13 protein-coding genes are annotated in these 11,854 nt (G+C 35.9%); 12 read left to right on the top strand and 1 reads right to left on the bottom strand.

What is annotated here, in order from left to right:
- Positions 1 to 354: 354 nt before the first annotated feature.
- Entirely contained in the window at positions 355 to 2,037 is a 1,683-nt protein-coding gene (locus BKP56_RS05365) for a peptide ABC transporter substrate-binding protein (protein ID WP_072694144.1), read from the top strand.
- 225 nt (positions 2,038 to 2,262) lie between these two features.
- Here BKP56_RS05365 and BKP56_RS05370 read toward each other — a convergent pair whose 3' ends face one another.
- Positions 2,263 to 2,631: a DUF3899 domain-containing protein gene (locus BKP56_RS05370; protein WP_072694145.1), complete on the bottom strand. Its 369-nt coding sequence runs from the start codon at positions 2,629 to 2,631 to the stop codon at positions 2,263 to 2,265.
- A gap of 257 nt (positions 2,632 to 2,888) precedes the next feature.
- Between BKP56_RS05370 and opp3b the strand changes: the two genes are divergently transcribed.
- From opp3b to BKP56_RS13770, 11 genes are all read left to right on the top strand, one after another.
- A complete protein-coding gene (gene opp3b, locus BKP56_RS05375; RefSeq protein WP_072694146.1) occupies positions 2,889 to 3,833 on the top strand; it encodes an oligopeptide ABC transporter permease in 945 nt (314 codons plus the stop codon).
- A 59-nt stretch (positions 3,834 to 3,892) separates the two neighbouring features.
- Positions 3,893 to 4,885 (top strand): oligopeptide ABC transporter permease, encoded by a 993-nt coding sequence (opp3C, locus tag BKP56_RS05380; protein ID WP_269466210.1) that lies wholly within the window; start codon positions 3,893 to 3,895, stop codon positions 4,883 to 4,885.
- Between the two features lie 14 nt (positions 4,886 to 4,899).
- The gene (locus BKP56_RS05385) at positions 4,900 to 5,958 is read left to right on the top strand and encodes an ABC transporter ATP-binding protein (RefSeq protein ID WP_072694148.1); all 1,059 of its coding nucleotides are present in this window, start codon (positions 4,900 to 4,902) and stop codon (positions 5,956 to 5,958) included.
- Positions 5,958 to 6,923 (top strand): ABC transporter ATP-binding protein, encoded by a 966-nt coding sequence (locus tag BKP56_RS05390; protein ID WP_072694149.1) that lies wholly within the window; start codon positions 5,958 to 5,960, stop codon positions 6,921 to 6,923. The genes BKP56_RS05385 and BKP56_RS05390 overlap by 1 nt, the downstream gene beginning before the upstream one ends.
- 335 nt (positions 6,924 to 7,258) lie before the next feature.
- Positions 7,259 to 7,825 carry a LemA family protein gene (locus tag BKP56_RS05395; protein WP_072694150.1) on the top strand — a complete coding sequence of 189 codons (567 nt, stop codon included), beginning with the start codon at positions 7,259 to 7,261 and terminating at the stop codon, positions 7,823 to 7,825.
- A 36-nt stretch (positions 7,826 to 7,861) separates the two neighbouring features.
- A complete protein-coding gene (locus BKP56_RS05400; RefSeq protein WP_232226929.1) occupies positions 7,862 to 8,623 on the top strand; it encodes a TPM domain-containing protein in 762 nt (253 codons plus the stop codon).
- Positions 8,624 to 8,788: 165 nt separating this feature from the next.
- On the top strand, positions 8,789 to 10,099 hold the full coding sequence (locus BKP56_RS05405; RefSeq protein WP_072694152.1) for a pyrimidine-nucleoside phosphorylase: 1,311 nt from the start codon (positions 8,789 to 8,791) through the stop codon (positions 10,097 to 10,099).
- A 97-nt stretch (positions 10,100 to 10,196) separates the two neighbouring features.
- The gene (locus BKP56_RS05410) at positions 10,197 to 10,916 is read left to right on the top strand and encodes an AzlC family ABC transporter permease (protein WP_072694153.1); all 720 of its coding nucleotides are present in this window, start codon (positions 10,197 to 10,199) and stop codon (positions 10,914 to 10,916) included.
- Positions 10,909 to 11,229, top strand: coding sequence for an AzlD domain-containing protein (locus tag BKP56_RS05415; RefSeq protein WP_442914826.1), 321 nt, complete (start codon positions 10,909 to 10,911; stop codon positions 11,227 to 11,229). Before BKP56_RS05410 ends, BKP56_RS05415 begins: the two co-directional genes overlap by 8 nt.
- 130 nt (positions 11,230 to 11,359) lie before the next feature.
- Complete coding sequence (locus BKP56_RS05420; RefSeq protein ID WP_072694155.1) at positions 11,360 to 11,566, top strand: helix-turn-helix transcriptional regulator; 207 nt, start codon at positions 11,360 to 11,362, stop codon at positions 11,564 to 11,566.
- Entirely contained in the window at positions 11,563 to 11,700 is a 138-nt protein-coding gene (locus BKP56_RS13770) for a hypothetical protein (protein ID WP_156849224.1), read from the top strand. Before BKP56_RS05420 ends, BKP56_RS13770 begins: the two co-directional genes overlap by 4 nt.
- Positions 11,701 to 11,854: the final 154 nt, after the last annotated feature.

The following is an 11,854-nucleotide window of genomic DNA, read 5'->3' on the forward strand; positions in this document are numbered from 1 at the left end:
AATCTTCATCCAATCGAACTACTACTATCTTTAAATTATACTGCTTAAGTATAACATGCTTTTAAGGTCAGTTGAAGCAACCATTAAAGTCCCGTTTGATTTTCTTTATTTCTCTCTCACTCATATTAATTTTTATAGGAAATAGCGAGTACATATTGGTACACAGTATTTCTCAAAGATTTTGAAAGGGTAACCTATCGTTCATTAATAAAGATGAGAAAAGTTAAAAAATCAAGAGGAGGTATTGCAAAGATGATAAATAGATGATAGAATATTTTGAGTAAACTAATTTAATTTGTTACTACTTATTTTGTTTCAAAATAATAAGATATTAATAACAGGGGGAAAAAACGAATGGGAAAAAGTAAATTATGGAGTACTTTAGGTATTACTTTAACAAGTGCCTTAGTACTATCAGCTTGTGGTAACAGCGACTCTGCTGAAGATACAACTTCTGGAGACGAAGGCTCAGAGGGTGCACAAGAAGAACAAGTACTGCATGTAGTTGAAAGTGCAGAAATTCCTACTATGGATTCTGCGTTAACAACAGATGCTGTAAGTTTCAATGTCTTAAATAATGTTAATGAAGGTTTATACCGTCAAGGTCAGGATAATGACTTAGTATTAGGTATGGCTGCTGAAGAACCAGAAATCAGCGAAGATGGATTAACTTATACATTCAAAATCAGAGAAGATGCTGAATGGTCTAATGGAGATCCTGTAACTGCAAATGACTTTGTTTATTCTTGGACTCGTTTAGCAGATCCAGCAACAGCTGCTGAATATGCATACATGATTGATGGAGTTGTCAAAAATGCAACAGCTATTCTAGCTGGAGAAATGGATCCATCTGAATTAGGTGTATCTGCAACAGATGACAAAACATTAGTAGTAGAATTAGAGAAACCTGTACCTTATTTTGAAAGTCTACTAACACTGGCAATGTACTTGCCACAAAATGAAGAATACGTAACAGAACATGAAGGTGACTATGCTACAAATAGTGATACTTTATTGTATAACGGACCATTTGAACTATCAGAATGGGACGGAACAGGTTTAACTTGGTCATTAGTTAAAAACGAAAGCTACTGGGATGCTGAAACTGTTCAATTAGACCGCATTGATTTTGACGTAGTAAAAGAAACTTCAACTGCTCTTAACTTATATGATGCCGGTGAAGTTGATCGCATGAGACTTTCAGGCGATTATGTTCAGACAAAACAAGGGGATCCAGAATTACTTACGGAACCTACTTCTTCAGTATTCTACTTTAAACTTAACCAAGAGCGTAATGGAGAAGAAACACCTTTAGCAAATGAAAATATCCGTAAAGCTATTGCAATGTCATTTGACAAACAAGGCTTTGCTGATACAGTATTGCAAAATGGTTCAGTACCTGCAGATGGTCTAGTTCCTGAAGGGTTATCAGTAGACCCTGAATCAGGAGAAGACTTCCGCGAGCAAAGCGGCGACTTGTTATCATATGATACTGCTCAAGCTGCAGATTACTGGGAAGCTGGTTTAGAAGAACTTGGAGTAGATTCACTTACACTAGAAATGCTTGGTGATGATTCAGAAAACTCTAAAAAATCTCTTGAATTTATGCAAGCACAACTTGAAAGTAACCTACCTGGATTAAGTATCGAATTGAGAAACGTACCGTTCAAAGTTCGTCTTGATGCTGATACTAACCAAGATTATGATATTCAAATGGCTGGTTGGGGAGCAGATTATGCAGATCCTATCAACTTCTTAGAATTATTCCATTCAGATAATGGTAATAACAAATCAGGATACAGCAATGAAGAATATGATGCATTAATTGAAAGTGCACAATCTAACGTAGATGATATGGAAGCTCGCTGGCAAGATATGCTTGAAGCAGAGAAAATCTTGATGGATACAGCTGGTATTGCTCCAATTTACCAACGTTCATATGCAGTTCTTGAAAAACCTTATGTTAAAGATATCGTAGCACATCTTACAGGGGCAGATTACTCATACAAATGGACTTATATTGAAGGTAAAGAGTAATAAAAAGCACAGACAATAAATATTAACACCGCAAAAATGGAGTGGACATCCAAATCCACTCTTTTTTTGAGTGTTTAACTGGCTTTATATTACTCACTTTTTTTCTTAACGAGAGTTTCTTTGATGGTAAGTTTATATGATCAATTCAAGCAGGCAAGATAGGTAAAAGATTAATACTCTAATTCTAGAAATTTTTACTTTCTAGCGTGAAGAAATATATCTTTTTTAAAAAAGGTAATGGCCAATTAATGCCATTAAAGAGATTGTCATTAAGATGGAACCTACTTTAATAAAGAAAAGGTAATAAGTTCCAAATGTTTCTGATAGATAAGAAACAGATAAGTTACTTTCGTCTTCTAAATTATTTTTTCTTAAACGACGAGTTGCTTTTTTAAAACTATAATAAAAGAAATCAAAAGCTCCAGATCGAATGACAAGGCTAAATAAGCCAATGATAAGACAAATTCCTGCCGGATAAAAGAAAACATTTGTAGTGTGAAAAAAACTGATTTCTTTATATAAAATAAATTCAAGTATAAAGATTAAAATGATTGAAGTAATACTGATAGTAAGTACATTTGATTTTTTTTGCATGATTCATTCTCCTTTAATATAAAAAGTTCTATTCAATAATGTACATCAAAATGATTTAGATCACAATAAAATACAAAATGAAATATTTAAGGACGATTGATTAATTTAAATAGTAATGGGATTTTTAGATTTTTAACATGTTGGATTATTTTTTCAGAAAAAAGCAAAAAAAAATTTTGCATTTCTGACCAGGAAAGCATATCCTATAGAATATATTATTTTTTTGAATCACAATTAATGATGGAGGTGTTGAATCGATGAAAAATTACATGAAGTATTTTGGAAAGCGTGTGTTTTACATGCTGCTGACCTTATTTTTGATTGCATCGATTACGTTTTTTTTAATGAAGCTATTACCGGGTACACCGTATACAAACCAAGAAAAACTTTCAGCTGAACAAATTGTTATTATGAATGAACAGTATGGACTAAATGATCCAGTACCGGTTCAGTATTTATCATATATTGGGGGCTTATTTGTTGGAGACTTAGGAACATCTTTCCAGTTCGATAATACTCCAGTATCACAATTGTTGTCTACCAGAGTAGGACCTTCTCTTCAGATAGGGTTTCAAGCAGTTGTTTTAGGAACATTTTTTGGTATTGTTTTAGGAGTTATATCAGCTATGAAACAAAATACTTGGGTTGATACTCTTTCTACTCTTGTAGCGATTCTAGGACGATCTATTCCAAACTTTGTTTTTGCCGTTTTACTTCAACTAGTATTTGCTGTTCAGTTAGGATGGCTACCGATTGCTTTGTGGGATGGTGGGTTTAAATCATCCGTATTGCCTACATTAGCCTTAGCTATTGCGCCGCTTGCGGATTCAGCTCGTTTCATTCGTACGGAAATGGTAGATGTCTTAGGCAGTGATTACGTTGAACTTGCTAGAGCTAAAGGTCTCAGCCGATGGGGTGTAGCTTTCAAGCATGGGGTGCGAAATGCATTAATCCCATTAATAACACTTCTAGGACCGATGGCAGTTGCATTAATGACAGGATCTTTAGTAGTAGAAAATATTTATGCGATTCCTGGAATCGGAGAGCAATTTGTTAAATCAATCACTACAAACGATTACCCAACAATTATGGGTGTAACTATACTTTATTCTGCTATGCTTGTATTTATTATATTAGTAGTAGATATATTATATGGAATCATTGATCCTCGTATCCGTGTATCATCAGAAGGAGGAAATTAAGCATGGGAACGCAAGAAAACAATCCAATAGTAGACCAAAACACTAAATTTTCTTCTGATATGTTCGAACAAGTTAGCGGATCAGCTACAGAAGATAATGAAAAAATTTCAGCGCCGTCTTTAAGCTTTCTTCAAGATTCATGGAGAAGATTAAAGAAAAATAAAGCTGCAGTGGTCAGTTTGGTCATTATATGTATTATCATTGTGCTTGCCGTTTCGGCACCAATTATTGCTCCACATAATCCGGAAGCACAAATTACTCAGCACTCAAGTTTGCCGCCCAAAATACCAGGAATTGATATCAATGGATTAAACGGAACAGCTCAGCCGGGAGCAGAAAGAATAGACAAGTATGCTCAGGTTAATGCTGATGAAGATGTCTATTATATTCTAGGAACGGATAGTCTCGGTCGGGATTTACTTTCTCGTACCTTATATGGAACGCGTATCTCATTACTGATTGCTTTTGTAGCAGCATTATTTGATTTAACTATAGGTGTGACATATGGTTTGATTTCCGGCTGGAGCGGCGGAAGAGTTGATAACATTATGCAGCGAATTCTAGAAATACTATCTGGAGTTCCTAACTTAGTTGTCGTTATCTTAATGATACTCGTTTTAGATCCAGGGATCACATCTATCGTAATTGCTTTAGCAATTACAGGATGGATACCTATGGCACGTATTGTTCGAGCCCAGACATTGAAATTAAAAAACCAGGAATATATCTTGGCAGCTCAAACATTAGGTGAATCACCATGGAAAATTGCGACCAAGCATCTTATTGCAAATCTATCAGGTGTCATTATCATTCAAACGATGTTTTCTATTCCAGCAGCGATCTTTTTTGAAGCTTTCTTAAGTTTTATCGGTATTGGTATACCAGCACCGTTAGCTTCCTTGGGTACGCTGATTAGTGATGGATATAAAACTTTCCGATTCTTACCACACTTGATGTGGTATCCAGCTGGAGTTCTATGTATCTTGATGATTTCATTTAACTTGTTAGCTGATGGACTACGTGATGCATTTGATCCAAAAATGAAAGATTAGCGGGGTGAATATGAATGAGTAATATATTAGAAGTTAAAGATTTAAATATCACATTCGACACTTACGCTGGTAAAGTCCAAGCTATACGTGGTGTCAGTTTTGATTTGAAAAAGGGTGAAACACTAGCAATCGTTGGAGAGTCGGGGTCAGGTAAGTCTGTAACGACTCGAAGCATTATGCAGTTGTTGTCTCTAAATGCAAATATTGAAGAGGGACAAATCTTGTTTAATGGACAAGATTTAGTTCAAACTTCAGAAAAAGATATGCAGAAAATTCGTGGTAAAAAGATTGCAATGATTTTCCAGGATCCAATGACTTCGTTGAATCCGACGATGACGATTGGAAAACAAATTGCAGAACCATTAAGATTACATCAGAAAATGGGCAAGGAAAAAGCTCATGCTAGAGCGTTAGAATTATTGGAATTAGTAGGTTTGCCAGACGCAGAAAAGAGAATGAAACAGTATCCTCATCAATTCTCTGGTGGACAGCGTCAGCGTGTAGTTATTGCGATAGCCTTAGCATGTAATCCCGATATTTTGATTGCAGATGAACCAACGACAGCGCTAGACGTTACAATTCAAGCACAAATTCTAGAATTGATGAAAGAACTACAAGAAAAAATTAACACATCCATTATCTTTATTACCCATGACTTAGGGGTAGTAGCAAATGTAGCAGACCGAGTTGCGGTAATGTATGCTGGGAAATTTGTAGAAGTGGGTACAGTAGATGAAGTGTTCTATAATCCACAACATCCCTATACTTGGGGCTTACTAGCATCCATGCCAACTTTAGAAACGAGTACCTCATTGTATGCAATTCCTGGTACTCCTCCAGATTTACTGGATCCGCCAAAAGGAGATGCCTTTGCACCTCGTAATGAATATGCTATGAAGATTGATACAGAGCTGGAACCACCAATGTTTAAAATTTCTGAGACTCATTATGCAGCTACTTGGCTATTACATGAAGATGCGCCGAAAATAGATCCACCTACAGAAATTAAAGCACGTCAAAAGCTGTATCAAGAAAAATATGCTGCGCTCCACAGTAAAGGAGGCAATTTATAATGGCCATATCGGATGAAAAGATATTAGAAGTTAAAAATTTAAAACAGTACTTTAATGCAGGAACAAAAAACGAAGTTCGGGCTGTAGATGATATTTCCTTTGATATTTTCAAAGGTGAAACATTTGGACTAGTTGGAGAATCTGGTTCGGGAAAATCCACTACTGGACGTTCAATTATTCGGTTGTATAATCCTACGGCCGGAGAAATTGATTTCGAAGGAACAAAAGTAAACGAAATCTCTAGTAAAAAAGATTTATTACAGTTTAGAAGAGATATGCAGATGATCTATCAAGATCCATATGCATCACTAAACCCCAAAATGAAAATTCGTGATATTATTGCTGAGGGAATCGATATCCACGGACTTGCTGCATCTAAAAAAGAGCGTAATGATCGTGTGATTGAATTGCTGCAATTAGTTGGTTTAAATCCAGATCATGCTAGCCGTTACCCACACGAGTTTTCAGGTGGACAACGTCAGCGTATCGGAATTGCGCGCGCATTAGCTGTTAAACCGAAATTTATTGTGGCAGACGAACCTATTTCAGCTTTGGATGTTTCTATTCAAGCGCAAGTTGTAAACTTGTTAATGGACCTTCAAGAGTCACAAGGGCTGACATTTTTATTCATCGCCCATGATTTGTCAATGGTTAAATATATCAGTGACCGTATTGGCGTAATGAATGCCGGAAAATTACTTGAGTTGGCTCCAGCAGAAGAGGTTTATAATCGTCCATTACATGCCTATACAGAAAGTCTGTTATCTGCAGTGCCACTACCAGACCCTGAGTATGAACGTAACCGTAAACGTACAACTTATGTTCCAAGAATAAGTAATAATGGAGACGAAAAATTACGTGAAATCGTTCCTGGTCACTTTGTATATTGTAGTGAATCAGAGGTAGCTGATCTTAGAAAAAAAGAAGCAAGTTATCATGAAAAAGAAGAAAAGGTAAGAAGTTAATTTTAAATTTTATAAATTAAATGAAACCTTAATTTATCAATAAGCAAAAGAGAAGGATCTAAGTTCTCTTTTGCTTATTTTTTCGATTCTATAATAAATGATGCTGGTGAGGAACTACTACTAGCATCATTTATTATAAAACCATGATTTATTAATATTTTTCTGTTATAGATAAATGGCTGACTTTAATATGGTACGGACACCGAGTTGACTCATATTAATACTGAATTCTATGAGTACAATAAAAACAAATTGAACTAGAGAGAAGATTAGAATACAATGATACTAAGAATCTATGATAAATAAAAAACAAACAAGAGAATGGAGCTTAATTCATGTCAAACAAAATGAAAGTACTTGTAGGGGCCATTTTGGCCGTGATTTTGATGGGAATTCCTTTAGTGGGGTCGTATAATAGTCTAATTGAATCAGAAAGCAAAGTGGATTCGTCTTGGGCACAGGTTGAATCTCAGTTACAACGCCGCTATGACCTAATTCCGAATCTTGTCAGCTCCGTTCAAGGTGCAATGGATAATGAACAGGAAATATTTACAGCTATTGCAGATGCAAGAGCGGGGGTTGCTTCCGCTGACACTGTTGATGAAAGTATTGAGGCAAATCAGCAATTAGATACAGCAGTAAGATCCTTAATGGTTTCTGTTGAAGATTATCCAGAGCTGAAATCAAACGAAAATGTGACAGCTTTAATGGACGAATTAGCAGGAACAGAAAATCGTATTGCAACTGAACGTGGTCGATTTAATGAAGTCGTTCGTACGTACAATACAAAAGTGAAATCATTCCCGACATCTATTTTTGCCAGTATTGCAGGGTTTGATGAGCGTCCTTATTTTGAAGCAAATGAGGGTGCTGAAGATGCACCTACTGTTGACTTTGAATAGGTTTAAAATCTGCTTATAAGGAAAGGATCATCATCTTTGAAAAAATCAATTATACTAGTCGTAGGGTTTTTACTTGTGATTTTCAACCCGCTTATGACCGTATCAGCAAGCTCTCTGCCAGAAGCATCAACTGATTTTTATGTCTACGATGAAGCTGATATTATTGACTCAGAAGTAGAGACTTTCATATTAAATGTCAATCAAAATTATGAAAATACAGATGAACAACCACAAATCGTTGTTGCAGCTGTTGAGTCCCTAAACGGATTGTCCGTAGAAGAGTATGCAACTGAATTATTTACAAAATGGGAAATCGGACAAGAAGAAACAGATAACGGAGTACTCTTGCTGATTTCTGAAAATGATCGACAGATTCGAATCGAAGTCGGATATGGACTAGAAGGCGCTATTACGGATGCTAGTGCAGGGCGAATGATTGATAACCAGATGGATGCATTAGAATCTGATGATTACTCTACAGCTGTAGATGGTATCTTTACAAATATAGCACAGTCCGTCAACGATGAATATGGCTATGACCAGGAAGATATACTTGGATTTGTACCTGAACCACAGGAATCATCATCTGATTCAGAAAATAATTATTGGATTATCTTGGTGCTGCTTATTATGATCGGTGGTCGTTTCATTGGTGGCAATAGAGGTGGTCGAGGTCGAGGCGGCAGATTTGGCGGCTATTATGGTGGTTTCGGTGGCGGATCCTCTAGTGGTGGAAACAGCGGTTCCTTTGGTGGAGGCGGTATGTCCGGAGGCGGCGGATCCTCTAGAGGATTTTAAATCTGTAATTCAAAATAGTTTTTCTTTTCATTCGTACGTTTAAATATCAATAATACAGATCGGGTACTGCAAACTTTAATGCATAAGTTAGCAAAATTAAGCTTGGATAATAGAATAATTAGTTCTTTACAGTAAGATATTTAAATCATCTTGGAGGAATATAATATGAGAATGATCGATTTAATTGAAAAAAAACAACATAATAAAGAATTAACTAAACAAGAAATTGATTGGATGATTAAGGGATATACTGAAGAGAGTATTCCAGAATACCAAATGAGTGCTATGGCAATGGCGATTTATTTTAATGGAATGACAAAGGATGAACGTAGTAACTTAACAATGGCGATTGTTGCTTCTGGAGAACAAATTGATTTGTCTGAAATTGCTGGTGTTAAAGTAGATAAACATTCCACTGGAGGAGTAGGAGATACCACAACGTTAGTATTAGCACCACTCGTAGCTAGTGTTGGAGTACCAGTAGCGAAGATGAGTGGACGGGGACTGGGGCATACAGGAGGTACAATTGATAAGCTAGAAGCTATTCCTGGTTTCCATGTTGAATTATCGAAAGAAGAATTTATAAAGTTAGTGAATAAAAACAAAGTTGCAGTTGTTGGGCAGTCTGGAAACTTAACGCCGGCAGATAAAAAGTTATATGCTTTAAGAGATGTAACAAGTACTGTAGAATCCATTCCGCTAATTGCAAGTTCGATTATGAGTAAGAAAATTGCTTCTGGAGCAGATGCTATTGTTTTAGATGTTAAGACTGGCGCAGGAGCATTTATGAAGAGCGTAGAGCAAGCCAAAGAACTGGCAGAGGCAATGGTCGAAATTGGAAATTCTGTTGAACGCCAAACGATGGCGGTTATTTCTGATATGAGTCAGCCCTTAGGGAATGCGATTGGTAACGGATTAGAAGTAAAAGAAGCAATCGAAACATTAAAAGGGAATGGACCTGAAGATTTAACAGAACTTTGTCTCGTTCTCGGAAGTCAGATGGCTTATCTTGGTGGAGTGGGGAATTCTCTTGAAGAAGCTCGCGCAAAACTGGAAGAGAATCTGTATAACGGGAAAGCACTTGAAATATTTAAATTATTTATCCAATCACAAGGTGGGGACTCCACTGTAGTAGAAAATACAGACGAAGTTCTTCCGAAAGCAACAAACAAAGTAGAAGTTCAAGCAGAAAAATCGGGAGTCATTTCCACAATAGTAGCCGATCAAATCGGATTGGCTGCAATGAAACTTGGTGCTGGAAGAGAAACCAAAGATAGCAGAATCGATTTAGCTGCGGGAGTATATTTGCATAGAAAAGTAGGAGACTCAGTAACGGCAGGTGAATCATTGGCAACGTTGTACTCAAACAAACAAATTGATGATACTGTAAAAGAAACAATTCAAGCAAACATGCATATTGCGGATAAAGCTGAACCTTTAAAATTAATTCATGAAATTATTCAAAGAAAAAATTAATCCTTATGTTCTAAAAGAGAATAAGCAAAATTTATTAAACTTTGCTGAAGGTCTCTTTTTTTACAAGAAAAAACTGATATGGAAAAAGGAGAATTGAATGAAAATAGAAACAATTAAGAGTGGAGTGAAAATAAGTTCTCCGGTCATTATCAGCTATATAGCTTTAGGGATAGCCTGTGGAGTTGTTTTATATGATGCAGGAATGAGTGTTTTAGGGATTGGCATAATGAGTTTGCTTGTATATGCAGGAGCTGCACAGTTTCTGGCAGCAAGTATGATCGTTTTAGGAGCCTCTATTCCTTCAGTTATCATAATGGTATTCTTTTTGAACCTAAGACATGTGTTAATGTCAGCAAGTTTATCCAGTTTTGTAAAAGAAAGATCATTTGGATTTATATCTTTATTCAGCCATGTTCTAACGGATGAATCATATGGACTGAATTATACAAAATTTCGTGAAGGAAACTGGTCAACTGATGAAGCGATGGCAATGAGTTTATCAACTTATGGAACTTGGGTAATGAGTACAGTCATTGGCGGAGCAATTGGTAGTCAATTCCAGGTCAATACTGTAATCATGAATTATGCATTAATTGCCATGTTTGCTTGTATGTTAGTATTGCAATTCGTTTCCAGAGAGCATTTAATAGCTGGCATAGTTTCAGCAGGGACTACAGTACTCTTGATGGTCTTATTTAAGCATAATATCTCACTCATCATTGCAACCGTATTTGCCTCATTTGTAGGATACTATTTAGAAGTGAGGAAGAATAGACATACAAAACCAGAATTTGAAGGGAGTAATGAGATTGAATAGCCAATGGACATTGATTGCAGGTATGGCAGTAGTAACTTATATTCCAAGATTACTGCCGATGCTTTTGCTCAGTAAGAAAGAAATCTCACCTTCATTTAGTCGCTGGATGACTTACATACCCGTTTCGATTTTTGCAGCACTAGTTGCTTCAGACATATTTTTCTGGAACGGTTCTTTTAATGTGAACCCAGGGATTAATATTAAATTGGTTCCCTCAATACTGGTTTTTTTGGTAGCATATAAAACGAAAAGTTTATTATGGTCTATAACCATAGGGTTAGGTGGTATTACTTTACTGTGGTTTATGATGTAACAGGCTAGTTAGAATTCAATAGAAAATCAGTTGAGGTGTCAATAGCATTTGACATCTGGAGCTGATTTTTTTATTATGAAAGGTGTCAAAGGTTTTTGACACCTTTGTTAAAAAGGAGCATGAATGTATAGTGAAAAATACAATAAAACAGTTAAGAGAATGGCAGGGCATCTCTCAAGTTAATTTAGCATTGATTTGTGATGTCAGTAGACAGACTATAAATGCGATTGAGAATAACAAATATGATCCCAGCTTGCAGCTAGCCTTTGATATAGCAAAATACTTAAATGTCAGAATCGATGAAGTTTTTATCAATGAAGAAGAGGATGGAAAATGAAGTTTATTATTTCATTACTAATTGTGTTGATTTTTATAGTATTTATCGGACTCTCTAAAGGGAGTAGAGAGTATATAATTGGGCCGAATAATGATGAACGTAGAAAAGCCATAAAGCAAAAGTCTATTGTATAAAGTTGGAGTACGCTGTTCCTTTTCTTACTAAGTAATTTTCTTTATGACTTGTTTAATTTAACGGATAGTAGATTACCTGGTTTTGCTTTTCCGGAGTTGTTTTATTTAGGTGTTCTAGTAATTAGTTATTTCGTTTACTTGAAAATCAGTAATA

Source organism: Marinilactibacillus sp. 15R, from assembly GCF_001895285.1.
Classification (GTDB): Bacteria; Bacillota; Bacilli; order Lactobacillales; family Carnobacteriaceae_A; genus Marinilactibacillus; species Marinilactibacillus piezotolerans.

Excerpts from the sequence above, each read along its gene's own strand:
- BKP56_RS05365 (WP_072694144.1), top strand. The coding sequence starts at position 355 with ATGGGAAAAAGTAAATTATGGAGTACTTTAGGTATTACTTTAACAAGT.
- BKP56_RS05370 (WP_072694145.1), bottom strand. The coding sequence starts at position 2,631 with ATGCAAAAAAAATCAAATGTACTTACTATCAGTATTACTTCAATCATT.
- opp3b (WP_072694146.1), top strand. The coding sequence starts at position 2,889 with ATGAAAAATTACATGAAGTATTTTGGAAAGCGTGTGTTTTACATGCTG.
- opp3C (WP_269466210.1), top strand. The coding sequence starts at position 3,893 with ATGTTCGAACAAGTTAGCGGATCAGCTACAGAAGATAATGAAAAAATT.
- BKP56_RS05385 (WP_072694148.1), top strand. The coding sequence starts at position 4,900 with ATGAGTAATATATTAGAAGTTAAAGATTTAAATATCACATTCGACACT.
- BKP56_RS05390 (WP_072694149.1), top strand. The coding sequence starts at position 5,958 with ATGGCCATATCGGATGAAAAGATATTAGAAGTTAAAAATTTAAAACAG.
- BKP56_RS05395 (WP_072694150.1), top strand. The coding sequence starts at position 7,259 with ATGTCAAACAAAATGAAAGTACTTGTAGGGGCCATTTTGGCCGTGATT.
- BKP56_RS05405 (WP_072694152.1), top strand. The coding sequence starts at position 8,789 with ATGAGAATGATCGATTTAATTGAAAAAAAACAACATAATAAAGAATTA.
- BKP56_RS05410 (WP_072694153.1), top strand. The coding sequence starts at position 10,197 with ATGAAAATAGAAACAATTAAGAGTGGAGTGAAAATAAGTTCTCCGGTC.
- BKP56_RS13770 (WP_156849224.1), top strand. The coding sequence starts at position 11,563 with ATGAAGTTTATTATTTCATTACTAATTGTGTTGATTTTTATAGTATTT.